General features: G+C 64.1%; 16 protein-coding genes and 1 pseudogene. 7 read left to right on the top strand and 10 right to left on the bottom strand.

Features of this window, described 5'->3' with window-relative positions; genetic code table 11:
* Nucleotides 1-6: 6 nt before the first annotated feature.
* The 3 genes from LWC34_RS01050 to LWC34_RS01040 form a co-directional block, all read right to left on the bottom strand.
* A complete protein-coding gene (locus tag LWC34_RS01050; protein WP_233722500.1) occupies nucleotides 7-1,299 on the bottom strand; it encodes an ABC transporter substrate-binding protein in 1,293 nt (430 codons plus the stop codon).
* A 55-nt stretch (nucleotides 1,300-1,354) separates the two neighbouring features.
* Nucleotides 1,355-2,764: an aldehyde dehydrogenase family protein gene (locus LWC34_RS01045; protein WP_233722499.1), complete on the bottom strand. Its 1,410-nt coding sequence runs from the start codon at nucleotides 2,762-2,764 to the stop codon at nucleotides 1,355-1,357.
* A 144-nt stretch (nucleotides 2,765-2,908) separates the two neighbouring features.
* Entirely contained in the window at nucleotides 2,909-4,081 is a 1,173-nt protein-coding gene (locus tag LWC34_RS01040; protein WP_233722498.1) for an ROK family transcriptional regulator, read from the bottom strand.
* Between the two features lie 123 nt (nucleotides 4,082-4,204).
* On the opposite strand from LWC34_RS01040, the gene LWC34_RS01035 reads away from it, so the two are divergent.
* The 6 genes from LWC34_RS01035 to LWC34_RS01010 all read left to right on the top strand — a co-directional run bounded on the left by LWC34_RS01035 (nucleotide 4,205) and on the right by LWC34_RS01010 (nucleotide 12,055).
* Complete coding sequence (locus tag LWC34_RS01035) at nucleotides 4,205-5,428, top strand: ROK family transcriptional regulator (protein WP_233722497.1); 1,224 nt, start codon at nucleotides 4,205-4,207, stop codon at nucleotides 5,426-5,428.
* Nucleotides 5,429-5,901: 473 nt separating this feature from the next.
* Nucleotides 5,902-7,170, top strand: a complete 1,269-nt coding sequence (locus tag LWC34_RS01030; RefSeq protein WP_233722496.1) for a ricin-type beta-trefoil lectin domain protein — start codon at nucleotides 5,902-5,904, stop codon at nucleotides 7,168-7,170.
* 99 nt (nucleotides 7,171-7,269) lie between these two features.
* A complete protein-coding gene (locus tag LWC34_RS01025) occupies nucleotides 7,270-9,135 on the top strand; it encodes an RICIN domain-containing protein (protein WP_233722495.1) in 1,866 nt (621 codons plus the stop codon).
* Between the two features lie 235 nt (nucleotides 9,136-9,370).
* Nucleotides 9,371-10,489, top strand: coding sequence for a glycoside hydrolase family 19 protein (locus LWC34_RS01020; RefSeq protein ID WP_233722494.1), 1,119 nt, complete (start codon nucleotides 9,371-9,373; stop codon nucleotides 10,487-10,489).
* A 77-nt stretch (nucleotides 10,490-10,566) separates the two neighbouring features.
* Nucleotides 10,567-10,863: a TetR/AcrR family transcriptional regulator gene (locus LWC34_RS01015; protein ID WP_233722493.1), complete on the top strand. Its 297-nt coding sequence runs from the start codon at nucleotides 10,567-10,569 to the stop codon at nucleotides 10,861-10,863.
* A 199-nt stretch (nucleotides 10,864-11,062) separates the two neighbouring features.
* Nucleotides 11,063-12,055 (top strand): FUSC family protein, encoded by a 993-nt coding sequence (locus LWC34_RS01010; RefSeq protein WP_233722492.1) that lies wholly within the window; start codon nucleotides 11,063-11,065, stop codon nucleotides 12,053-12,055.
* Nucleotides 12,056-12,074: 19 nt separating this feature from the next.
* Here LWC34_RS01010 and LWC34_RS01005 read toward each other — a convergent pair whose 3' ends face one another.
* Nucleotides 12,075-14,855: a carbohydrate-binding protein gene (locus LWC34_RS01005; RefSeq protein ID WP_233722491.1), complete on the bottom strand. Its 2,781-nt coding sequence runs from the start codon at nucleotides 14,853-14,855 to the stop codon at nucleotides 12,075-12,077.
* A 65-nt stretch (nucleotides 14,856-14,920) separates the two neighbouring features.
* The gene (locus LWC34_RS01000; RefSeq protein WP_233722490.1) at nucleotides 14,921-16,381 is read right to left on the bottom strand and encodes a discoidin domain-containing protein; all 1,461 of its coding nucleotides are present in this window, start codon (nucleotides 16,379-16,381) and stop codon (nucleotides 14,921-14,923) included.
* 400 nt (nucleotides 16,382-16,781) lie between these two features.
* Here LWC34_RS01000 and LWC34_RS00995 point away from each other — a divergent pair, with 400 nt between their 5' ends.
* On the top strand, nucleotides 16,782-17,447 hold the full coding sequence (locus LWC34_RS00995) for a LuxR C-terminal-related transcriptional regulator (protein WP_443667745.1): 666 nt from the start codon (nucleotides 16,782-16,784) through the stop codon (nucleotides 17,445-17,447).
* A gap of 216 nt (nucleotides 17,448-17,663) precedes the next feature.
* Here LWC34_RS00995 and LWC34_RS59285 read toward each other — a convergent pair.
* The 5 genes and pseudogenes from LWC34_RS59285 to LWC34_RS00970 all read right to left on the bottom strand — a co-directional run.
* Nucleotides 17,664-18,113: pseudogene (locus tag LWC34_RS59285) on the bottom strand (ATP-binding cassette domain-containing protein); the annotation flags it as partial.
* Between the two features lie 983 nt (nucleotides 18,114-19,096).
* The gene (locus tag LWC34_RS00985) at nucleotides 19,097-20,746 is read right to left on the bottom strand and encodes an ABC transporter ATP-binding protein (protein WP_233722488.1); all 1,650 of its coding nucleotides are present in this window, start codon (nucleotides 20,744-20,746) and stop codon (nucleotides 19,097-19,099) included.
* Between the two features lie 89 nt (nucleotides 20,747-20,835).
* On the bottom strand, nucleotides 20,836-20,988 hold the full coding sequence (locus tag LWC34_RS00980) for a SapB/AmfS family lanthipeptide (protein WP_143231394.1): 153 nt from the start codon (nucleotides 20,986-20,988) through the stop codon (nucleotides 20,836-20,838).
* A gap of 24 nt (nucleotides 20,989-21,012) precedes the next feature.
* Nucleotides 21,013-23,592 carry a class III lanthionine synthetase LanKC gene (lanKC, locus tag LWC34_RS00975; RefSeq protein ID WP_233722487.1) on the bottom strand — a complete coding sequence of 860 codons (2,580 nt, stop codon included), beginning with the start codon at nucleotides 23,590-23,592 and terminating at the stop codon, nucleotides 21,013-21,015.
* Between the two features lie 203 nt (nucleotides 23,593-23,795).
* On the bottom strand, nucleotides 23,796-24,908 hold the full coding sequence (locus LWC34_RS00970) for an ABC transporter permease (protein WP_233722486.1): 1,113 nt from the start codon (nucleotides 24,906-24,908) through the stop codon (nucleotides 23,796-23,798).
* Nucleotides 24,909-24,960: the final 52 nt, after the last annotated feature.

The following is a 24,960-nucleotide window of genomic DNA, read 5'->3' as shown; positions in this document are numbered from 1 at the left end:
GTCTTTCTAGTTCAGCGTGAACCCGAGTTTCTTCATATCAGCGACGGTCGCGTTCTGCATGGCGTCGAGCGCGCCGTTGAACGGGCTGTTGGCCTGCATCGCCTTGCCGAACGAGTCGGTGTAGCTGGCGAACGTCACCGTCACGTTCGGCCCCCACATCGGGAAACTGCGGGCGCCCGGCGCGGCCTGCTTGACCACGTCGTAGTAGTCGGTCTGGTTGGGCATGAACGGCGGCGGCTCCTTCAGCACCGGCAACGACCGGCCTGCCGTTGACGCCGGGTAGACGTTGATGTTCTTGATCTGCGCGGTCACGGCCTCGGCATTGGTGTTCAGCCACGACACGAACTTCGCCGCCTCGGCAGGGCGTTTCGAGTCCGTGGTCACGGTGATCGCCGAGCCACCCCAGATCCCGGTGGCGTTGTCGCCGGCCTGCCAGGCCGGCAGCGGCGCGACGGCCCATTTGCCCTTGGTGTCCGGTGCGATCCCGTTGAACTGCGCGGGCGCCCATGCACCGGAGATCCACGTGGCCAGCGTGCCGTCGTTCATTTGCTTGTTCCACTGTGGAGAGAACGACGGGCCCTTGTCGACCACACCGGCTTTGACCAGGTCTTCCCAGTATGTGGCGACCTTCTTGGACGCGTCGCCGTTGATGTCGACCTTCCAGTTGGTCCCGCTCGTCGACCACCAGTCGGCGCCGTTCTGCTGGGCCAATCCGGCGAACCAGCCAGGGTCGGCCGCGTCGAAGTTGGTGATGAACGCGTTCGGCGCCTTCTGCTTGAGCGTGCGCGCGGTCTGGGCGTATTCGTCCCACGTCTTAGGCACGGTCAGGCCGTACTGCTGGAACAGGTCCGTCCGGTAGAACAGCATGAGCGGGGCGACATCCTGCGGGATGCCGTACACCTTGCCCTCGAACCTGGTCGCTTTGAGGGTCGGCTCGTCGAAGTCCTTGACGGTGTCCGATGTGTACTCGGTGATGTCCCGTACGACACCGCCGGACACCAACGCGGGCAGCGACTGGTACTCGACCTTGGCGATGTCCGGGCCGTTGCCTGCCTGGTGCGCCGTGACCATCTTGTTGACCAGCTGGTCGCCACCGGCCGGGTTGGTCAGCGTGACGTGGATGTCCGGGTTCTGCGCGTTCCAGATCGCGACGACCTTGTCCATATTGGGGTCCCAGCCCCAGAAGCTCAGCTCGGCCGGGCCGGTGGGGGCGGGCGCGGCGCTGTCGTCACCGCCGCACGCCGTGACGGCGAGCCCGGCGGCCAGCAGCACTGCGGCGAGTCTTCGTTGACTCCTCATGGTGTACTCCGCTCACATATGTGTCAGTGGGGTTCCTCCGCCGCGACCCGGGACTCTACCCGGCGACGCCCGCAGTCCACCCCGGCAAGTTCAGCGGCGTGCGCTGAACACCGATCCATTGCCGCTTGGTGAAACCAGACATCTGGTTGTCCGCGCCGTGGCGCGCGTGCGCGTCGTTGACGTGCACTTCGCCTGCCTGCAACTGCTCGGCGACACGCATCCCGCGGAAAAGGTCAGCGCTGAACACCGAGTTCATCAACATGGGATAGCCGTTGACGAGGTCGATGGCCTCGTCCTCACTGTCCACAACGGTCACCGGGATCACCGGCCCGAAGATCTCCTCATCGAACGCGGGCATGCCGGGCCGGACGTCTGCGAGAACGGTCGGCCGGTAGAACAGCCCTTCATACGTCCCACCACTGACCAACTTGGCGCCCATCGCGATGGACTTCTCGACGATGTCGTGATGCACACGGTCTCGCTGTTTCTCGCTGATCAGCGGCCCTTGGTCGACGGCGTCGAACGGATCCCCGACCTTCAACGCCTCAACCCGCTTGGTCACGGCGTTCAGATACGCGTCGGCGACATCGCGGTGCACGATGTGCCTGCTCGCGCTGATGCACGTCTGCCCCTGGAACTCCAGGGACGCGATCATCGCGCAGGACGCGGCCAGTTCGATGTCAGCGTCGTCGAGGATGACGAAAGCATTGCTGCCGCCGAGTTCGAGCCTGATGTTGCGGAGGCTGCTGGCGTTGGCCTCGGCGATCCGGACGCCGATTTCCCGTGAACCGGTGAAATCCATCAGGTCAAGGCCGGGATGGGTGGCAAGCGGCCAACCGGCCTCCTCGCCATCGCCAGGGACAACATTGAAGGTGCCGGGCGGGAAACCGGCTTCGTGCGCGGCCTCAGCGAGGACCTGGCCGCCGATGATCGGGGTCAATTCGGCAGGCTTGAGGACGACCGTGTTGCCGAACGCCAAACCCGGGGCCACCGCGCGCATCGCGAGGTTCATCGGGTAATTCCATGGCGTGATCAGGCCGATCACGCCGAGGGGCACTGCCCTGGACAGCGACAGCTTTCCCGCTTTGTACGGCGGAAGGATGTCGCCCGCGTTCTCGCCGACCTGCACAGCGGAAATGCGCAGCTGCTTGATCGACGTGCCGACCTCGTCCTCGGCCTTGGCCCGCACTCCGCCGGTTTCCCGCATGCTCTGCTCGACCAGCTCGTCGAAGCGCCCCTGCAGCACTTCGGCGAACTTGAGCAGGAGGTTCGAGCGTTCCGGGGCGCTGGTGGCCGCCCAGGCAGGCTGCGCCTTGCGCGCGGCCTCGACCGCCCTGTCAATGTCCTCTGTGGTGGCTTTGGCGTAGGTGCCGAGCTGCTTGCCTGTGGCTTTCTCGTCAACCGGGCCGGTTTGTCCCGAGGCTGCGTGGCTGAACTCTCCGTTGATGTAGAGCTGGGCTTCCATGCCGCCTCCGGGTCGCGAGGACTTCCTACACGACTTAAGGTAAGTCGCGAAGCCTCGAACGTCAACGGCCTACACCCCTCGTGAGTGGTTAGCAGGGTTAGAACACGCTTAACCACTCACGAGACCCACGCTGGGAATATGCGACTAAGCGGGGCGCGCCCCGGTGGCCAGGAGCTGCAGAACGGGCAGAGTGGCGGCGCCGAGTGCGACTTCGGCATTCCCCAGCTGGCCAAGCTCGATTTCCGTCTGCGCGAACAAATAAGGCAGTGCGTGCCTTTTGACCGTATCCCGGACGGCTGCCAGCACCGAAGGGCCGAGCACCGCGGAGACCCATCCGGACAGCACGACCTTGTCCGGGTTGAGCATGTTGACCAGGTTCGAAATGCCGATCCCCAGGTACTCCGCGGTCTCCGCGATCACCCGCTGGGCATCGGGATCCGGCAACCCGGCAAGCTCGACCAGCCGCGACTCAGTGTCCGAAGCGGACAGAGCCTTGCCGTAACGGGCAAGAACCGCCTCAGCGCCAACGTAAGCCTCAAGACACCCACACGACCCGCACCGGCAAGCAGCGCCACCAACCTGCACGACCGTATGTCCCCACTCAGCGGTCACGGATGTCGCCGAACGGTACGAGTCCGACCCAGTCGCAACCGCCGCGCCGACCCCGACGCCCAGCAAGGCAATGACAGCCCGGGACGCATCACGGCCTGCTCCACGCCACATCTCGGCCTGCCCCAAGGTTCGGGCACAGTTGTCCACGTACAGAGGCGCGTTCACCAAGGGGCGCAACATCGACACCAACGGCACGCCGGACCATTTCAACGTCGGCGCGTGGACCAGACCATCCGACAGCACCGCTCCTGGGACGCCGACACCCACACCCAACAAGGAAGCGGAGTCCGACGAAGCCGTAACCTCCGCGATGCCCTGCACCACCAGCTGCGCGACCTGCTCGGGCTCCAGTTTCGTGTCCGCTATGGGGTATGTGGCCGTATCCAGCGTGTTCAGGGTGCAGTCGAAGAGGCCGACCTGGACGTGGGTTTCCCCGATATCGACGCCTACTACGTTGCCGTAGTCCGCCCTGACTTGCAGGAGTGTTCTCGGCCTGCCGCCGTCCGAGTCGACGGAGCCCGCTTCGGCTACCATTCCGTCGCTGATCAGGTCCGAGATGACATTGCTGACCGTCGCCGAACTCAGGCCCGATGCCTGCATCAGTTCGAGCCGGCTGCCCGGTCCGTCTAGATAGAGCCGCGACAGCAGCGCCGACCTGTTGTGTCGGCGCAGGTCACGCGTTGTCTGCTGGGTCGACCGGAGCACGTATGGATTGTGCCATGTCCAGAGCTCACCACTGGTTGGCTTTACTTGAAAATTTAATTTATGGCCGGTATTTAGGCTGGTGAGGCATGCTGTTGCTGGCTCAGAAGCCAGAGAGGGGTAGTCATGGCTCCGAAGCGCACCACGGTCAGGGACCTGCGCCGCAGCAATCGATCCACTGTGCTCTCCAAGCTGTTCTTCGACGGCCCGCTGAGCAGGCACGAGCTGAGCCAGCTCACCGGATTGAGTGCGGCGACGGTGAGCAACGTGACCGGGGAGCTCGTCGACGACCGGCTGATCATCGAAGCCGGACTGGTCGAGTCGGACGGCGGCAGGCCGAGAGTGCTGCTGCGCGTCGATCCGAACTATGGCCACGTGATCGGTATCGACGTCGGGGAGACCGGGGTCAAGGTCGAACTGTTCGATCTGGCGATGAATCGGCTCGCCGCGGCCGACCATTCGATGACGTCCCCGCGACCGGATCCCGGCGAGGTGGTCGAGCAGATCGTCTCCGGCGTCAACGAGGTGCTGCGTACGTCCCGCGTTGAGGAGCACACCGTTCTCGGCATCGGCGTTGGCGTGCCAGGCACGGTCGAGCATGGCGAGCCAGTTGTCGTGCACGCGCAGACCATCGGGTGGGAGGGTGTCGCGCTCGAGCAGTTGTTGCGTGCTGGCGGAATCACGCTGCCGTTGTTCTTTGACAATGGCGCCAAGACGCTTGGTCAGGCGGAGATGTGGTTCGGCGCGGGTCGTGGCGCCAAGCATGCCGTGATCGCCTTGATCGGATCTGGCGTCGGGGCCGCGGTGATCGCCAACGGGACCACGTATCGCGGATCGACGAGCAGCGCGGGCGAATGGGGTCACACCACCATCGTTTACGACGGCAGGTCGTGCAGGTGCGGGTCGCACGGCTGCCTTGAGGCATACATAGGTGCCGAGGGAATCCTTGACCGGTATCGCAAAGCTCGCGGCGGACGGGACATTCCCGGCACGGATGAACAGTCCCAGCTGGACGCAGTGGTCGCGGCCGCCGTCCGGTCGAAGACCGCGGCAAAGGTGCTCGAGGAGACCGCCGGGTATCTGGGCGCGGGGATCGCCAATCTGATCAATCTGTTCAATCCCGAACGGATCGTGCTCGGCGGGTGGGCTGGCTTGTCCATCGGCGGACGGCTGCTGCCGATGGTCCGGCAGGTCGCGCGGGCGCATGCGTTGCGGCATCCCTATGGCGTGACGTCGATTGAGCTGTGTCAGCTCGGCCCGGACGCTGTCGCCGTCGGTGCCGCGACTCTTCCGGTCGCGGCGATGCTCGACGAAGGCGCGGATCCCAGGGAAAATACGGCCGCTGCATAAAGTTGATCTTTCTAGAACTTGCCCGGTGGACCGGCGCGGCGCCGGTCCACTCAGGCCTCCCCTGCCGGAGGTCCAACTCCGGACTAAGCACTGGTCGACTGTCTATTGTGGACAGCAGCGTGTAGACCATTCGCACCAAAGCTGTGAATTGGCTTGTGGTGCAGGCCACACGCAGGAAACACCGCGACGGCCGGCCGCGTCATGGGTGTGATCACTGACCACAGGTCAACCGGCAGGTCTCTGTCGCAGGTCAGCGCCTTGTTCACGTCTTTATTCGTGGTTAAAATAATCGTGGGCGATGACGCCGGGTACTGAGTCGATCAAGCCGGGTGTTGCCGCCCTGGTCTAGACCATGCATACTGCTGACGTTCCCGCCGCTTTTATTAGTTTATCCAATAAAAAAACTTAGTCGGGGTAGCGCACACCCCGATGTGAGAACGCTCTCGCAATCCCCTGCACGAGAGGTGACAAAGATGTCCAGCCGCCTGTCTCTTCGGCGGACTCGGGCCGGGGCCGTGCTTTCCGCGGCCCTCGTGCTCGGTTCAATGGTGGTCGGCACTGCGTTGAGCACGCAGGCATCCGCCGCCCCCGCCCCTGACGTGAAGATCGCCGCCGTCACTTTCGCCGACGAATTCAACGGTCCAGCCGGAAGCCCCGTCGACGGGAGCAAATGGACCCACGAAATCGGCGACAACGTCAACAACCACGAGCGGCAGTACTCGACCAACAGCACGCGCAACGCTTCGATGGACGGACAGGGCAACCTCGTCATCACCGCGCGCCGGGAAAACCCGGGCAACTTCAACTGCTGGTACGGCCGCTGCGAGTACACCTCCGCCCGGCTCAACACGTTCGGCAAGTTCGCTCAGGCGTACGGCCGTTTCGAGACCCGGCTGAAGATGTCGCACGGCCAGGGAATGTGGCCCGCGTTCTGGATGATGGGCACCACCGGCGGCCAGTGGCCGAACAACGGTGAGATCGACATCATGGAGAACGTCGGTTTCGAGCCGAACACCGTGCACGGCACCATTCACGGCCCCGGTTACTCCGGTTCCGGCGGCATTGGCGCCGCGTACAACGGTCCTCGCTTCGCCGACGGCTTCCACACGTTCACCCTCGACTGGTCGCCGAACCTGTTGGTCTGGTCGGTCGACGGCAACGAGTACCAGCGCCGCACGCCCGCCGACCTCGGCGGACGGCAGTGGGTGTTCAACAACCGGACGTTCGGGATCATCCTGAACCTGGCCGTCGGTGGTTACTGGCCTGGTGACCCGAACGCCAGCACGCCGTTCCCGAACACCCTGACGGTGGACTACGTTCGCGTCACCGACACCCCCGGTGGCGGCAACCCACCGCCAGGTGGCGGCGGCCAGATCACCGGCCTGGCAGGCAAGTGCGTCGATGTCGCAGGTGCCAGCAACGCCAACGGGACCCCGGTCCAGATCTACGACTGCAACGGCAGCAACGCCCAGCGGTGGACCCGCAACGGCAACCAGCTGCAGGCTCTCGGCAAGTGCCTTGACGCCGCTGGCGGCGGAACGGCCAACGGAACGCTCGTCCAGTTGTGGGAATGCAACGGTTCCGGAGCACAACAGTGGGCGATCAGTGGCGCCAATGACATCGTGAACATCGCGGCCAACAAGTGCCTCGACGTCTCCGGTGGCAATCCTGCCAACGCCACCAGGCTCCAGATCTGGGACTGCACCGGCGCTGCCAACCAGAAGTGGAACGCTGCCGTGTGACATGCCAGGCGCTGCGTCGGATCCCCTGCACCCGACGCAGCGCCTACCTTTTCTCCTCTACTAGCTCGTTACGACCACGAACGAACGAGGTAGCCAGTCATGCCGAAAAACCGCCGCAATCCTTTCCTTTTCGGTGCCCTATCCCTGTTCACCCTGACCGCGCTCGCCATTCCGACGCCCGCACAGGCCGCTGGCGAGACCGTGAACATCTGGCTCACCACCACGAATGACGCCGATGGCGTGAACGTCACCCGCGGCCTGCAGCAGCAGACTCCGGTGAACTTCGCGGCAGGCAATGGTTCTGGCGCGGTGACCATCACCGTCAACGAGAACACCCAGTACCAGCCGTTCGAAGGCGCTGGAGCCTCCTTCACAGACTCAGCCGCGTGGCTGATGAACTCAAGCAATATCCTCTCGGCGAATACCCGCGACGAGGTGATGCGTAGGCTGTTCGATCCGAACACTGGCATCGGCGTCAGCTTCATCCGTAACCCGATGGGTGGTTCGGACCTCGCCCGGTTCAGCTACACGTACGACGACATGCCTGCCGGGCAGACCGACCCGAACCTCACGCGGTTCAACATCAACCACGACCTCGCGGACGTCGTTCCCCTGACCCGCCAGGCGTTGCAGCTAAACCCGGCAGCCACTGTGATGGGCTCGCCGTGGTCAGTTCCGCCGTGGATGAAGGACAACGACGACTACAAGCTCGGCTGGGTCGAGTCGCAGTACTACCCCGCACTGGCGCAGTATTTCGTGAAGTACGCGCAGGCCTATGCGGCACAAGGTATTCCGATCAAGTACGTGACCGTGAACAACGAGCCGACGTGTTGCGCGAGCTACCCGTCGACCATGTGGAACGGTTCCGGCCTGCAGGTCTTCACCAAGAACAACCTGCTGCCCGCATTGCAGGGCGCCGGACTGTCCACAAAGGCACTCGCGCTCGACTGGAACTGGGACAAGTACAACGAGTACGCCGCGCCAACGGTGAACGACGCCGCGATCCGCAACCACCCGAACTTCGGCGGTGTGGCGTGGCACGGTTACGGCGGCAACGTCTCGCAGCAGACCACCGTGCAGAACCAGTACCCGGGAATTCCGCAGTACGGCACGGAAATGTCCGGCGGTCTCTGGGTCGGTAACCAGCACACCGACGACATGAACTACATCATCAACACCACCCGCAACTACGCCCGTACGGTGACAAAGTGGAGCCTGGCGATGGACCAGAACCACAACCCGCACAACGGCGGCTGCAACCAGTGCACAGGGTTGGTCACTGTCCACAATGGTGACAGCAGGCACGGCCAGGTGGACTACACCATCGAGTACTACACGATGGGACACCTGACCAAGTTCGTGAAGCCGGGTGCGCGCCGGATCCAGTCCAACGACAACGCCTCGGTCAAGAACGTGGCGTGGCGCAACGCCGACGGATCCAAGGCCCTGCTGGCGTACAACACCACTGGCAGCACGCAGAGTGTCCGCGTCAACTGGGGCGGACAGTCCTTTACGTACAACCTGCCGTCCCGCACGTCCGCGACCTTCACCTGGACCGGCACGCAAAGCGGCGGCGGTGGAGGCGGCGGTCAGATCACGGGTCTCGCAGGCAAGTGCGTGGACGTGGCCGGTGCCAACAGCGCCAACGGCACCGCTGTCCAGCTGTATGACTGCAACGGAACCGGCGCACAGCAGTGGACGCGGACCGGCAGCCAGCTCCAGTCCCTCGGTAAGTGCCTGGATGTTTCCGGCGGCGGTACTGCCAATGGAACGGTCGTGCAGATCTGGGACTGCAACGGATCCGGTGCACAGCAATGGAACGTGACCGCGTCCAACGACATAGTCAACGCGCAGGCCAACAAGTGCCTGGACGTGACAGGCAACAACTCAGCCAACGGAACCCGCCTGCAGATCTGGGAATGCACGGGAGCCGCCAATCAGAAGTGGACAGTCCCAGCGCCCTAACCGTCGTGTCCACCATTGCGACACGTCGTGTCCACCTTTCCAACACACCGAAATACACGTTGCGACACAGTGAATCCCGGGAGCAGGGGTGCCGAAGGGAATTTCACTGTGCCGGAATGGTCGACACACCATGCACGAACGGTGGACACACCGTTCCGGAACGGTCGACACGGTGTGCCGGAGTGGTGGACACGCTTTCCCCTGCCCTGCAATGCCATCAACCCGGAGAGAAAGTATGTTCAAACGAAGAATCGTCATGGTTGCCAGCGCAGCTGCCGCGCTGGCCGTGGTCACCCTGCCTGCGGGCGTCGCCAACGCGGACGTCGGCCAGATCTCGGGCCTCGCTGGCAAGTGCGTGGACATCGCGGGTGCCAACAGCGCCAACGGCACCGCTGTCCAGCTGTATGACTGCAACGGAACCGGTGCCCAGCAGTGGAACAACACCGGCAGCCAGCTGCAGGCTCTCGGCAAGTGCCTCGATGTCGCGGGCGGTGGCACCGCCAACGGCACAGTCGTGCAGATCTGGGACTGCAACGGCACCGGGGCGCAGAGCTGGGTTGTCAGCGGCGCCAACGACATCGTCAACACCCAGGCCAACAAGTGCCTTGACGTCTCCGGCAACAACTCTGCCAACGGCACGCGCCTGCAGATCTGGGAGTGCACCGGCGGCCCGAACCAGAAGTGGAACGCGCCTCCCGGTGGCGGCAACCCGCCGCCGAACCCGCCGCCAAGCGGCAACTTCGTGGTCAGCGAAGCGCAGTTCAACCAGATGTTCCCCGGCCGCAACGGTTTCTACAGCTACAGCGGTCTGATCGCGGCACTGAACGCCTACCCAGCCTTCGCCAAGACCGGCAGTGACGTGACCCGCAAGCAGGAAGCCGCGGCGTTCCTCGCCAACGTGTCCCACGAGACCGGCGGTCTTGTGCACGTCGTCGAGCAGAACCAGGCCAACTACCCGCACTACTGCGACTGGGGCCAGCCCTACGGCTGCCCGGCCGGTCAGGCGGCGTACTACGGCCGTGGCCCGATCCAGCTGAGCTGGAACTTCAACTACAAGGCCGCTGGCGACGCGCTCGGCCTGCCGCTGCTGACCAACCCGTGGCTGGTCCAGAACGACGCGTCCGTCGCGTGGCGGACCGGTATCTGGTACTGGATGACCCAGAACGGCCCCGGCACCATGACCCCGCACGACGCGATGGTCAACAACCGTGGCTTCGGTGAGACGATCCGCAGCATCAACGGTTCGCTCGAGTGCAACGGCCGTAACCCGGCGCAGGTCCAGAGCCGCGTGAACAACTACAACCGGTTCACCGGCATCCTCGGTGTGTCCCCTGGCGGCAACCTGTACTGCTGATCCAAATCTGTCAGGAGAAACGGCACTCACCCGGTGAGTGCCGTTTCTGCTGTCCGGGGAACGTTTAGCATGGGCCGATGTCACCGACGTGCGCCGAACAAGCCGAGCAGACCCGCAAATCGGTGCTGGAGACGGCAAGGCGGCTGTTCACCGAGCACGGGTTCGACGCGACCTCGTTGCAGCAGATCGCCGACGCGATGGGCGTGACCAAAGCCAATGTCTACTACTACTTCCGCACCAAGATCGAGACCTTGGAAGCGTTGCTGGACGGCAGCGTCACCGGCCTGACCGCGGCGCTCGACGAGGCGGAGTCGATCAAGGGAAAGAACGCGAGGCGGGAGTTCCTCGTCGAACATGACACGGCAGTTGTTTAGCCTTGCACGGTGAGGAGAGCGCTCGATGTCCTGATGCGACTGAATCCCGCACCGTCGCGGTTTCAGGTCGCATGGCGGGCCGGAGTGTGCGCGGCCGTGATGGTCGCGCTGGGCACCGCCCTCGGCAGGCCGATCGACGGCCTCGTGGGCGGTTTGGGCGCTTTAGCCTGTTTGTACGCCAGGCCCGGCCCGATCCGTCGTGAGGTTCCCGTCGTCGTGGTTCAGCGTGGTGTGCCAGCGGCTCGACGTACCCCCGCCCGGCGTGCTGATGTTCGTCCTGACCAGCGCGGTCGGCAGCAGCCTGCCAGGCGGTTTCCAGATCGGTTACGTCCTGGCAGTGCTCGCCGCAGGCGTTCTAGCCGCGGCACTCACAGTCATCCCTCATCTCAGCGAGCCCGCGGCGCCGCGACAGCCGAGGTCGCCGGTGTGGCTGGCGTCATTACGGACAGCTCTTGGCGTGGGGTTGGCAGGTGTCGCCGCAGTGGCGCTACGCATGGACCGTCCTTATTGGGCGATGATCGCGGCCATAGCTGTTCTGGCGCAAGGAACGTACGCGAGCATCGCCAACCGACGGGCCCTCCTGCGAGCCATCGGCTGTGTGGCTGGATGTGCACTGGCCGCTCCAGTGCTCTGGTTGCACCCAACCGGTTACGCCGCCGCATTGGTCCTCGGCGTGTTGATGTTCATGATCGAGCTCGTCGCCCCGCGTAACCACGCACTGGGGATGGTGTACATCGTTCCACTGTCGACATTGCTCGCCACCGCCGCCAGGCCGAACCCAATCCTGCCGACGCTCGGCACTTTGCTGGCCAATACGGCCTTGGGCTGCATCGCGGGCATTGTCGCGGGACAGTTCGTGTCGCGCGCGTGGATCCACAATCAACGGTTCCGCGTGATCGTCGACACCTTGCACGCGGCCGAAGCAGCCCTGGACGACAAGCGGCACGTTCCCAAGCTGCGTCAGATGCGCGCGAAGGCCCAGCTTATGGCACAACATTCGGTGGGCGAACGAGCCAACGTCGCCGAAACAGCCAAGGCATGGAACGAAATCGCGGAGCACACGGACCGTGTCGCCGAGCAGGTCCTGATCCGTCCAGACGAGCACAACGAAATCAAGTCGGAGATCCAGCGGCTACGCGATCGTGCCGAAGACCACTGGCGACGAAACGGCACCCACCCCGACCCGGAGTGAGTGCCGTCCCATCAAATCGCTAGTACTTGACGGTCAGTGTGTCCACATCGAACAGGAAGCCGCCGCCTCCGGTGAACACGAGGTAGAGCGTGCCGGACGCGGACCCGCTCAAACTCGTCGTGACTGTTTGGAAGTTCTCCCAGCCACCAGTCACCGGAACCGTGACTGAACCCAGCACTGTGCCGGTCTGCGAGCCGGACCGGATCTGGATCGTGCCGCCCGGCCCGGCCGAGGAGATACGAGCCTCGAATCCCGTAGCTCCAGCTGTGTTCACAGTGGAATACGCTGCCCAGTCACCATTCTCGATGTAACCAGCCGTGTATCCGCCACTGGCATTGGTATGCGGAGCCGGTTGAACACCAGCCGTTGACGAATAACTCTCGCCCTCGACAGTCTTGTTCGGACCGCCAGTTGGCCCGGTGTTGAACGTGAACGCGTCGATGTCGAACAGGTTCCCTTGTCCGGTAACGCCCTTGAACACCAGGTACAAAGTGGTCGTTCCGGATGGGACGTTACTGAGGTTGCCGGACACGGTGGTGAACGTGTTCCAGCCACCCGTGTTCGGGATCTGGACTGAACCAAGCAAAGGTCCGGTTGCCGAGCCGGTACGGACCTCCATCGTGCCGCCCGGCCCGCCGGAGGAAGCACGGGCGCTGACACTGGTGGCACCGGTCAATGAGTACGGCGTAAAGGAAATCCAGTCGTTGTTGTCGGTGAACCCGACGGTCGTCCCGCCTTCCGCGGCGCTGTGCTGAGCGAGTTGGAGGCCACCGGACTGGGTGGAGAAGTGCTCGCCTTGCCGGTGCCGTGGTTGCAGGATGTTCTCGTCATGCGTGGTCAGGCCGCCGTTGTCGGTGTATTCCGCGTCGAACGCACCGAAGATGTTCGCGGCCGGATCGTGTTCACCGTCCATCGGCACCGGGATCGACCCGGTACAGCCATTCCTTGAGGTGATGTCGTGCCGATGGCTGTCGTGGCCGAGCTTGTAGGTCACCTTGACCCGGCTACAGTCGATCGTCCCGTCCTCCGGATCCGACACGTTCACCTGGAACGGTACTGTGTCACCGAAGGAGAACAGCTGTCCGTGCACGGGAGTCTGCAGCGTCACCGAAGGCGCGGTGTTACCTACTGTGATCTGGACGTTGGCTGAACCCGTCAATCCTTGCGGATCCCTGACCGTCAACGTGGCCGTGTACTTGCCATTGGCCGTATAGGTCTTGGCCGGGTTGGCCTGTGTCGATGTTGTGCCGTCGCCGAAGTTCCACGAGTACGTCAGCGCTCCGCCTTCAGGATCATTGCTGCCCGCTGACGAGAAGTTGACCGCAAGCGGAGCCGGGCCCGATGTCCGGTTGGCCGACGCAACCGCGACCGGATTGCGGTTCTGGCCACCGATGTACTCGATGCGCCAAAGCGCCTGGTTGCCACCTCCGGTGCCGTAATCCAAGACGTACAGTGCGCCGTCCGGGCCGAAGTTCATGTCCATCACCTGCGTGCCGGTCCACGGGAACGCCCCGATGTCACCGACGCCGCCACTGGACGTCACTTCGATCGCCTTGATCCAGCGGCGACCGTACTCACCCGCGAAGTACCGGCCGCTCAACGACTGCGGGAACTTGATCGCGGAGCTGAGATTCGCGTCGTACCGGTAGACCGGGCCGCCCATCGGCGACTCCGAACCGCCGCCGAACTCAGGTGGAGTCCCGCTGTCGCCGCCGTACTTGATCCACGAAGGCTTGGCAGCGGGCAGGGTTTGCTGACCGGTGTTGCGGAACGAGTTGTTCGTCGGACCGCCCGCACAGTTGAACTTCGCGCCCGACGGTCCACTTGGGAACTGGTAGTCGTTGTACGTTTCCTCAGTGGTGTTGGTGCCCGTGCAGTACGGCCAGCCGTAGTTGCCTGGACCAGTGATCCGGTCGAACTCGACCTGACCGTTAGGTCCACGGTTGGGGTTCGTGGCACCTGCATCCGGGCCATAGTCACCGAGATAGACGATCCCGGTCGCCTTGTCCACGTTCATCCGGAACGGGTTTCGGAAACCCATCGCGTAGATCTCGGCCCGCGTGTTCGGTGTACCGGGAGCGAACAAGTTTCCTGAAGGGACGGTGTACGTGCCGTCCGGCTGAGGCTTGATCCGCAACACCTTGCCGCGCAAGTCATTGGTGTTGCCGGACGAGCGTTGGGCGTCGAACTGCGGGTTACGGTTGGTCCGCTCGTCGATCGGCGTGTAACTGTCCGATTGGAACGGGTTGGTGTCGTCGCCCGTTGTCAGATATAGGTTTCCGGCCGCGTCGAAGTCGATGTCACCGCCGACGTGACAGCACTGGCCGCGGTCGTTGGCCACTCTGAGCACGATCTTCTCGCTGGCCATGTCGAGCGTCTTCGCCGTGGTCAGGACGAACCGGGACAGGTAGAGTTCGCCTTTCCACCTGTCCCAGTCCGCCTGCGTCCCCTCGGTCGGCGCATCCCCGCCCGGCGTGTTCAACGCGGGTGAGTAGTAGAGATAGATGAATCTGTTGGTCGCGAAGCCGGGATCAGCCGCGACGCCTTGCAGGCCTTCCTCATCGTGTGAGTACACGCTGAGCTTGCCCGCGGTGCTCGTGTTGCCTGCCGCGTCGGTCACGCGGACTGTGCCGTCGCGAGCGGTGTGCACCACGGATCTGTTCGGCAGGATCGCGAGCGACATGGCTTCGCCGAGCTCGTTCGGTCCGAGCGCCAACTGCACCTGCTGGTAGTCACCTGGCGGGATGACCGATCCGGCATGTGCGACTGCGGTGGGGATACTGACGGCGGCGGTGATCATTAGTGCGACCGTGAGGCCACACCGACGCCGCCCTGGGGACGGGGCCATCGGTGTCCTTTCTAGACTTACGAGATCCGGTATGCCTGCAACTCGGCGATCTGACCGGCGGGCCAGCCCGTGTTGCCGGTGAAGTGCAGCCGGAAGGTCCGTTGGGTCGTGGCAGGGAAAGTGATCGTCACGGTGTTACGAGACGCGGGATCGAAGGCGTAACCCTTCGACGGGACGATCGTCGAACCATCGCCGTACACCGTCAGGGTCTGGGTTCGGGGACCCCAAGACGACGGCAGCGACAGCACCAGCTTGCTCACCTCGGTGGCGGTGCCGAAGTCGAGCGTGATCGACTGCGGGAAGGCGTTATTCGCGCTTTCCCAGTAGGTATTGGCATTCCCGTCATTCGCATTGGGTGCGGGATAGCCGTTCTGGATACTGCTCGCGGATATCGGCTTGCCCAATGCCAGATTCGGGTTCGCCGGCGGAACCGTGCCGCCGGTGAACTGGCCGACCCAGTACTTGGTTCGGTCCAGGTATGCCGTCTCCGCGGCGGCGCCAGACTTGCTGTACGCGCCTTGGTACGTCAGATATCCGTGTCCCGCAGGCGGATTCGACCGGGCGGGTTCAATGGTCGAGCCCTCGTGCCACTCGTTGAACGACGTCACCGAGACCCACGTCGGCGCGCCGCCCGTGGCCGGATTGAGCGCATTGTTCCATTGCCTGTCGTACATCGCGCCGTTGTCACGGTTGACCGTCGGGGTTGTATTGCCTGGCACCGCGCGGTCGTCGATGTAGCCGGGCGCGACCGACGGCGACCACACCAAACCGTTGGCCTTGCAGTAATCCGACGCGCCCTTCCATCCTGGCGCGGTCGCCCCGGCGATGCCGTCGTAGGTGTACATGCCGCCGAAGTGCTCGACCAACGCCGGGTTAGTGGTCTGGGCCAGCACGATGCTGGTCGCCTTGACCTGCTCCAACGCACTCCAGTCGGTGATCCGGAGGCTCTCGAACACGTAGAACGCGCCCCGGTTGTTGTAGCGGTAGAACGCGGGACTACTGCCGTAACGGGAGTTGATGTAGTTGATGTCCGCGACCGTGGACTCAGCTGTCCTGTTGAGGTACGGCTCGAGATGCCAGGCGACCTTGATGCCGTGCCGCGCGGCCGATGCGAGGACGGCGGGAACCATTCTGTCCTCATAGGACCCTTGACCCCACCAGGTTGTGACGATCGTGCCAGCACCCGACTGCTGGATCCACCGCATGTGCTGGTCGATCACCGCGGTATCGCCGGAGTCGTACGCACCGAGCGTCGGGTAGAAATCCGCCCCGATGTCCTCCGGTGGAGTACGGCCGCCTTGCTGCCAATGCCGGTAATTCCCGTTCACAGACGGGTTTCCGTACCACGGGTAGTAGAAGAGGTGAACGTCAGCTGCAACCGCCTGCACAGCTAAGGAGGCCGACGCCGGTACCGGCGTGACCGTGACCAGAGTGAGCAGGAAGACCAGCAGGCCGACAATGCTTCGCAGGGTTCGCATTGCTGTCTGCCCTCAATCCTCTGGCGCCATTGCCAGATGATGGGGATAATAAGTTCAGCGCCTCTACTAAAGCAAGGTCTAAACGGCATAACGCAAATTTCTGACTTACACTGGACACGGCCTCGCCCTACACATTTGCCGTGAAGGTCACCCTCGCGGCGTTAGACGCGCGAGGGCCTCCCTTGACGCGTTAGACGCCGCATGGGTGACCTTCACGGCACAATCCGGAAACGCTGTCACCACGCCAAATCCCGGAATTCACCGGTTGATTATTTGCCGGATTGCTCCATTCGTATGAGCCAAGATCAGGCCCAACGGTGCGCTGGTAACGGCCATCTGCCCAACCCGTATCTACGGATCGCGTGGGGAGCTCGCCAGAGCTCAACGAGAGGGAGGACGAATGTCGGCAGGGCCGCAAGTCAGCCCAGTGACAACCGGGTACCCGGCAACCGTGCCGGGGGCGATCCGAGTGCTGCTCGTCGTGGACATGGATCTGTTGCGCGACGCACTCGTGACGCTGTTATCCGACCAGCACGACATGGAGGTGGTCGCCGACCTGAAGTGCGATGACAACGTGGTCCCGATAGCCACGCGGATCCGTCCCGATGTCGCGGTGATCGATGTCGATCAGCCGTGCACCCGTGGCCTGACAATGGTCCCGGAGCTCAGGGCGCGGCTGCCGCGCACGCAGGTCGTGGCGCTGGCCGCGGCCAAACCGCCTGGTCTGGTCCAACGAGCGCTCACCGCGGAAGTGCTCGGGCTGGTCGACAAGAACGCTTCGGCCGCCCGGTTGATCGCCGCGATCCGTGGTGCCGCACGGGGTTCGCAGGTAGTTGACGTCAATCTCGCGGTTGCCGCGCTGGCTGCTGGCCCGAATCCGTTCACACCACGGGAACTGCAGGTTCTTCGATTAGCCGCCGACGGTGCCTCCGGACCGGAGATCGCCTCCCGGCTGTCGTTGTCCAAGGGAACCGTGCGGAATTACCTGTCCAAGGTGATGAGCAAGACCTGCGCCCGCACTCGCATCGATGCCATCCGGATCGTGCGGGAAGCGGGTTGGTTGTGACCAATGCCCCCATAGGTCTCGGTACAACGGTGACCGCCGCACAAGCGAAGCGTGGTCGCCGACCTCGGCTGTGACCCCGTCCAATACGAGGATCCGCTCGGCTCGCCGCGCCGAGCTGATCCGATGCGCCACTACGATGAGCGTTCCTTCTCGCTGTACGAACGCTTCTTCGGCACGCCGTTCTGCCACTGCGTCAAGGTGACACGTGGCCTCGTCGAGCACCACGAGCCGGGCCGGGCTCAGATATGCCCGGACCAACGCGATCAGCTGCCGCTGCCCCGCGGACAGGCCAACCGGGTCGAGCTGGTCGCCGATCTTCTCGACCAGGTCACGTGCACCGACGGCATCGATCGCTGCTCGAATCTGGGAGTCGGTCGCGTCCGGCCGGAGGTACGTCAGGTTGTCACGCAGAGGTCCGGCGAATACGTAGGCTTCCTGCGGGATCAGGACGCGGTCGCGTGCGTTGAGGTCTGCCGCGGGCACCCTTCCATACCTGATCGAGCCCATGTCCGGCTCACGCAGACCGCAGATCAGACTGGCCAATGTGGACTTCCCGATCCCGCTCGGGCCGACTACCGCGAGGTGTTCGCCCGGCAGAACGGTCAGATCGAGGTCACGAAGGACAGGCTCGGCGTGTGGCCCGTAGGCGAACCGGACATCCCGCATGATCAAGTTCTCGCCTTGCCGCTCGTGCTCGTCCGGCACCTCGACCGGCGGAATCGTCGTTTCGTCGAGGATCCGGCCGAGCGTCACCACGAACCGCAGGCCGCTCCCGCCGATTCCGGCGATCACGGCTTGCAACGCCGGTTGCAGACCGGAGACGACGTACATCAGGCCGCCCATGATCAGGCCCGCAGTCAGCCCTTGCCCGGCCAGCCACGGCCCGGCGACCAGGAGGACAACCAACGGCAGCCAACCGCCGATGGCGAAACACATCGTGCGGAGCGCGGCGACCTTGGCCAGTGCGCGTTCGGCTGACGCCTGGTCCTGGATCGGGCCGGAAACCATTGCGGCTGCGTAATCTTCGGCGCCGCACGCGACCAAGTCGCGCGTTCCGGCGAGCACAGTGCCCGCTGTCGCCGCGAGTTTCTCGTCGGCCAGTACCGACGCGCGTTGTTTCGCCGCGGCAAAGCCCAGTGTGGCAAGGAAGGCGCCGAAGCCCAGCAGGAACGGCGGCAGGATCAGCAACACCACGACCGGCGCGAGCGACAACAGGCCGATGACCACGCCGACAACGGTGACCAGAAAGCCCCGGATCACCACGATCAAACCCGCGTACGTGTCCCGGACAACCTCTACCTGCCTCGTCAGGCGAGCCAAGGCGCCTTCATCCGGTTGCCCGGACACACCTTTGTACAGCGCGCTGCCGACAACTCTACGGACCAGGTCGTCACGGAAAGGTTCGACCAACTCGCCCAGGCGCTGGAACACGCGGCGTGATCCGGCCGAGCCGATCACCGCGGCCAGCATCATCACGGCGAGCCAGCCGAAGCCGGCAACGGGCCGTCCGGCCAGGAATCCGTGGTCCACGGCGTTGGCCACCGCGAACCCGGATACCGCGGCGGGCAAGGCTTCCGGGATCGACCAGCCGATCAGGGCCCAAGCCGGGCCGGCACGCAGCGCGGCGACACCGAACTGGATCTCGCGCTTCACTCGGCCGCTCCGAAGACGTCTTGATACGCCGGGTCCCGCCAAAGGACCACGTGGGGACCTACTCCTCGCAGTCGACCGGAATCCAGCCAGACGACAAGGTCGGCGTTCGCGGCAGTGGCTACCCGGTGGGTGATGATCAACCGGGTGCGGTGGCCGTGATCCTCGGTCAGCGTCCGGCCGATCTGCATCTCGGTCACCATGTCCAAACTGGACGTCGCGTCGTCCAGGACGAGTACCCGTTCGGCGTTCCACGCCCTGGCAAGCCCGAGACGCTGAGCTTCACCACCGGACATCGGCGCTTCGATCAACGGAGTGCCGTAGCCGCGCGGCAATCTGCTCACGAACTCATGCGCGTGCGTCGCGCGAGCGGCGGTTTGAACATCGCCCTCGCGGCCCATACCGATGGCGTCCGCGACAGTTCCGCCAACCAGCACGGGACGTTCGAACGCACAACCCACCGCCATGCGGAGTTCATCGTGCGTCAGGTACTTCAAGGGCGCATCGTCCAGGAGCACGTGTCCGCTTGCCGGATCGGTGAGCCGGGCCGCTACCGCCGCCAGAGTCGACTTTCCTGCGCCGGACCGGCCAACGACCGCAATGGACTTACCACCCGGCAATGTCACCGTGACGTCGTCGAGGACCTTGGTTTCTCCCTTGTAGACAGTGACGTTCTTGAACTCAAGACGCCCCTTGCCTTCCGGGAGCCAGAGATGTCCGTAGCCAATCGGTTCGACGTCGAGCACCTCGGCCGCTCGGCTCGCACCGGCTTTGGCTCTGGCCAGTCTGCTGAAGACACTCGTCATACTGCCGAGCCCGGCACCTAGCACCGCGTACTGCAACGCGGCGAACAGATCACCGGGCGTGATCCGTCCATTCAGGAGTGAAACGCCGCCTGCGGCAAGCACGGCCACTGTCACTAGTGGACCGACCACAGCCGCCTGCGCCGTCGATCTCGAAAGGACTCGCCAGCTCGCCATTCCTTGGTTGTGCAGCGCTGGAAGATCGTGCAGAACACGGCGCTTTTCCTCACACAATGTGCCCGCGGCGGCGATCGTGCGTACACCAGCCAGCGATTCCGCCAGCCGGGCCGCGATTCTGCCTTGCACTTGCTGGTACGAAGTGATCACTTGGGCTGTGCGACGGGTGAAAGCGCGCAGCACCAAGGCGACAAGCGCGACACCACCAAGGAACGCGGCCGCGAGCCATGGGTCGATCACCACAAGGAGGACAAGGCTGCCGACAGGTGGCAACACGGCCATCCACACAGTGACCACGGCCGGACCCGCTTGTGCGGCGTCTGCGGCGTTCCCAGATACGCGGGTGACCAGATCCCCAGTGTCGAAACCACGATCCGGCCCGGTTGCCAGCAGGTGCCTGACCAAGCGCTCGCGCAACCACGCGGTCGTGCCTGCGACACAAGCTACGCCAGCGAAGGAATCCACCAGATCCGACACGATGCCCACCGCGATCAGCAGCCCCGCCACCACAAGCCAGGTGGAACCGGGACTGCCGGTAACAATTGCGTCAACTGCTTTGCCTAGGACAACCGGCAAAGCGAGTGCGCTCGCAGTACCGACCAGCGCGGATACGCCGATCACCGGAAGCAGTCGGCCTCCGCGCCGCGCGATCACGCCGAACGTCGTCACCATGAGCTCCTATAGTTGGGGGCGCGACCCCGGGGCGAGCGACAGTCGTCCCGGAGTCGCGCTGCTCTGGCGTTGATCTACCGTGAGTACTAGTGGCAGATCAGCAGCGACAGGCCGGAGCCGCCGTTGCACAGGGTGAGGCTCAGGTTGCTCGGGCAGCTGTGGCCGCTGTTCGAGCTGCCACCGCCGTGGCCGCCGGTCTGCGGTGCGGCTTCCATACCCTGCAGGTCAAGAACAGACATGGTGTCTACTCCTTGTCGGGGATTTTACGAACCCGCACCGGCCGGCGCGGGCGTCTGTGGGGCCGTGCGGCGCGTGGGCGCCAGCAACGGCAGGTGGACCGGCTCGTCGTGCAGAGCCATTCCCACCGCGAGCAGCACACCGGCGGTGCCGGTTGCCAGGTCCATCGAGAGGCGAAGCAAAGCCGTTCCCGGATAGGCGATGCCATCCGCGTACGGCAACGCGTGCCACGCGAGGTTGCGAATCTGCTTGGAAACCAACGGGTCCGCGCCCGGAAGACGGCCAGCCAGGTAGGCGAGGATTCCGGCCCGCCCGGTGAACAGTCCGGGCAAAATGTACATTGTGGACTTCGCGGCGTACTCGATGCCACGGTTGGCTTCGGCGAACTGGTCGTCGTGTTTGCGAGCCAGGTACTCGTCCAGAACGATACCAAGACCGACGCTGCCGCCGTCAAGGTACGGCATGGTCCGCCAGCCCTCGTTGATCTCAAGAACACCGTTGTCCCTCAGGAAACAACGCTTCAGGTCCTGCCTCAACGCATTGGCGGCGCGGTCAAGGAAGTTGGTGTCACCGGTGTCGTCGTAGGCACGCAGCAACAACAGTGCTTGGCCCGCACGACCGCGAAACAGCCCGGCGTGCGGGCTTGTACCGCCGCTGATTCCGGAATCGTCTTCGTCGTCGGGGCGTTCCGCGACCAGTTCGGCAGCTCGCAGCGCGGCCATCCTGAGCGCTGGTTCGCTTGTGCGGTCGGCGAAATGCAACAGGTTCAGGCCGATCCCGGACAGGCCGGTCATCAGGTCTGGACCGAACGACTCCCATCTCTCACGCAGGCATATGTCCAGTGTGTCCAGTGCTTGCTGCCGGTAGCCCAGATGCTCCATTGTGAACGCGGCGCCGTGCAGCCCGTCGAACAAGCCGATCCGGGATCCGCTCTCCGGGTTCGTCGCCCGGCGCACCAGCCAGTCCTCGAACTGTTCGGAGCGGTGACCACCGGTGACCGACAGGGCATAAAGGACACCGGCGGCACCATGCGCCAAGCCGAGCCCGCCGACCCCGAACTGCCGTGGATCACCGGGGAACAGCCGGTCGTCACGCTCCGGCGTGGCGCTTGCGACGATCGCGCGGACCATGTCGTCGCGCACCCTCGGCCAGCCGGACCGATCGGTTGTGAGCCTTGGGCTCGGCGTCGCCGGGGTGTCCGGCGGGACGATCACGTCGACGCCCTTGGCCAGGAACTCCTTGGATACCGGGAAATGCTCGGTGATGATCTCAGCGAACTGCCGTGCCTTGACCCGGTGCAAGCCGAAGAGGTTCGTCATCGGCAGGAATATCGCCAGCCGCAGACAGGCCAGTGCGTACTCGTCGACGCCGAACCCAGTGACTGAACGCGGCGCGGTGAACCCTGGATTGCCCAGGCCCGGACGCGTTGCTTCTTCGACGGGTGCGGCGACTTCGTAGTCCAGCAACGCGATCGTGTCGTCCGGGCGGACGATGATGTTGAACAGGTGCAGGTCGCCGTAGACGATCCCGCGCTCGTGCACGCCGTTCATGGTCTGTTCGACCTGCCGGTGGATCTTCACGGCCCAGTCGGTGAACCTAGCGTAGTCCTCGTCGGTCGCGGCCGGGTCGATCAGCGGGTACTGTATGGTGATCGCCTTGGACAGCACGTCTCCTTCGACGTACTCCATCACTATGAACCGGTGCTCCCCCAGCCAGAACAGGTCGTAGACCTCGGGAATACCCGGAATTCCGGCAAGCCTGCGCAGTGTGTTGTGTTCACGCTCCAGCCTGCGCACGGCATCGTGACCCCAGGCATCCAGCCCTGCGTGCGGGCGCGCCTCCTTGAGCACGACCTGTTTGTCCGTCCGCGTGTCCTTGCCGATGTAAATGCCGCCGCCGTTGGAGAAGTGCACGACACTGTCGAATGTGTACGGAAGGCCGGCGACCGTGACGGCATTGCGCGCGGCGAGGTGCGGCTCAAGGAAGCTCGGCAGCGTGACCCATGGCGGCGTGTAGAACACCGGGCCGCGCCGATCAGCTACGAGCGTCCCGTCCGGCGCGGCGATCGCGTCGACGACCTCGCCACTCTCGTCCACTGTGTACCGGTTGGCGAATGCTCCATATCGGACGTACAGCGGGCCCGTTCCCCACCGCAGATCGCTGAGGATGTACGGGCTTGGCTCTCCCTCTAGCACCTTGCCGAGCTCGGTCAATATCTGTTCGCACTGACTGTCGTCCTCGGGATAGATGGTGACGAGTTTGCCGCTGAATCCTCGCGGAGCGTATTTGGAAACCCGGGCCGTCAATGCGGAGCGTGACCGGAGGAACTTGAACTGGATACCCCGTGGCACGCAGTAGTCGAAGATCTTGTCGATCACGCCGCTGGCGTTGTCCGGGGTGGCCGAAGCGTGAATCTTCCACCCCTGCAGCGGGGTGTTCTGAGTGCCTGGGTTGAGTACGAACCAGTCGTCCTGCTCGTAGCAAGTCCATCCGTCCGGCAATGCGCGGTGCGCCGCCGCGAATGACTCGCCGGCCGTCTGCTCTGAGTGCATCGCGTCGTAAAACGACGGATCCGCCATGCAGTAGGCCTCGTACTCCTCGTTCATGGCTGCAATCGTTGTTACCTGCTGCCGAGACGCATAGTGAGTTCCGTCATCAGGCGACGACGCGCCTGTCACCAGCTACCGGTGCGTTTTTCACATCGTGCGGTTCCGGCGCGTAACGCTCCGATCATCCAGTGCGATGCCCCATTTGAGGAACGGGCTGGTTACCAAAGCCCCCCGTGGTGACGAGCCCGTTTGTCAGGACATCAGCCCGCAACGCGCAGAGCTTCTGTGGGTGAAAGTCTCGCGGCACGCGCGGCCGGGTATATCCCGGCCAGCGTGCCGGCGAAAACACTCGCGCCCAGCCCACCCAACAATGCTGCAGGTGGGACAATCACGGCCCATTCCCGCACAGCGGCATAGCCGACGGTGACAGCGGAGCCGAGCGCGAGTCCAGCGATTCCCCCAAGGTGGGAAAGAACCACCGATTCCACAAGAAATTGCACGCGGATGTGGCGACGGCTGGCGCCCAACGCCCGGCGAAGCCCGATCTCACCCCGCCGTTCAAGCACCCCAATGATCATCACATTGGCAATCCCAACCGTGCCCACAAGCAAAGCAACCCCACCAAGCCCAAGGAACAGACCGTCGTACGCGCTCTCGACAGCACTACGTGCGACAAGAACATCCGACGGCCGACTGACCTTGACAGAGCCCGGATCAGCCGGATTGGCCACAGTGGCCAGTTGAGGAACAAGGGCTGCGACAGACTCGCTGGTAGAGCGTTCATAGATAGTGGTAGGAGCCCCATCGAACCCAAGTAACGCCTGCGCGACCGGATAACCGACAAGCGCGGCAGAATCAATGCTCTGGTCAAGGACAGCAGTGCCGAGCACGCCGATCACAGCGAACCAGTGGCCACTGAGGAACACCTGTTGTCCGACGGAAACCCCAAGCCTGCGGGCGCTCGCTGAACCAAGCACAGTGGTCGGATATCGATCAACTGCTTGGTTGAACCACGTGCCAGCGGCGATGGAGACCTGCAGCGTTTCCGGCAATCCTTGGCTAGCGGCGAGTATGGAGATGCCGCCGGTGCTCGTCTCCGGCATCTGATCGTGGCGGTACACGGCACCTTCGACGCGGCCGACGTAGGCAACCTGTTGCACCCCAGGCAACCTCCTGATCATCGCGGGCGCTTGAGGTGGCAAGGTGGCTGTGTCGCCAAACGCGTTGTTGCCTGGCCGGACGGTCAACAGATTGGTACCGAGCTGGTCGATCTGTTTCATCAGACCGGCCTGACTCGAGGCAGAAACCCCGAGGACAGCGACGACACAGGCGATCCCGATCGCGATGCCGAGACAGCTCAATGTTGTCCGCACCGGACGACCACGGATTCCCAGCAGGCCAAGGGAAATTGCATCACATGGCCGC

It is taken from the genome of Kibdelosporangium philippinense (genome assembly GCF_021390435.2).
Lineage (GTDB): Bacteria > Actinomycetota > Actinomycetes > Mycobacteriales > Pseudonocardiaceae > Kibdelosporangium > Kibdelosporangium philippinense.
Note: the sequence above shows the minus strand (reverse complement) of the source record. Positions and strands in the feature narration are given on the sequence as shown.

Coding starts and splice junctions, on each gene's coding strand:
- LWC34_RS01050 (WP_233722500.1), bottom strand. CDS start 1,299: ATGAGGAGTCAACGAAGACTCGCCGCAGTGCTGCTGGCCGCCGGGCTC.
- LWC34_RS01045 (WP_233722499.1), bottom strand. CDS start 2,764: ATGGAAGCCCAGCTCTACATCAACGGAGAGTTCAGCCACGCAGCCTCG.
- LWC34_RS01035 (WP_233722497.1), top strand. CDS start 4,205: ATGGCTCCGAAGCGCACCACGGTCAGGGACCTGCGCCGCAGCAATCGA.
- LWC34_RS01030 (WP_233722496.1), top strand. CDS start 5,902: ATGTCCAGCCGCCTGTCTCTTCGGCGGACTCGGGCCGGGGCCGTGCTT.
- LWC34_RS01025 (WP_233722495.1), top strand. CDS start 7,270: ATGCCGAAAAACCGCCGCAATCCTTTCCTTTTCGGTGCCCTATCCCTG.
- LWC34_RS01020 (WP_233722494.1), top strand. CDS start 9,371: ATGTTCAAACGAAGAATCGTCATGGTTGCCAGCGCAGCTGCCGCGCTG.
- LWC34_RS01015 (WP_233722493.1), top strand. CDS start 10,567: ATGTCACCGACGTGCGCCGAACAAGCCGAGCAGACCCGCAAATCGGTG.
- LWC34_RS01005 (WP_233722491.1), bottom strand. CDS start 14,855: ATGATCACCGCCGCCGTCAGTATCCCCACCGCAGTCGCACATGCCGGA.
- LWC34_RS01000 (WP_233722490.1), bottom strand. CDS start 16,381: ATGCGAACCCTGCGAAGCATTGTCGGCCTGCTGGTCTTCCTGCTCACT.
- LWC34_RS00995 (WP_443667745.1), top strand. CDS start 16,782: ATGTCGGCAGGGCCGCAAGTCAGCCCAGTGACAACCGGGTACCCGGCA.
- LWC34_RS00980 (WP_143231394.1), bottom strand. CDS start 20,988: ATGTCTGTTCTTGACCTGCAGGGTATGGAAGCCGCACCGCAGACCGGC.
- lanKC (WP_233722487.1), bottom strand. CDS start 23,592: ATGAACGAGGAGTACGAGGCCTACTGCATGGCGGATCCGTCGTTTTAC.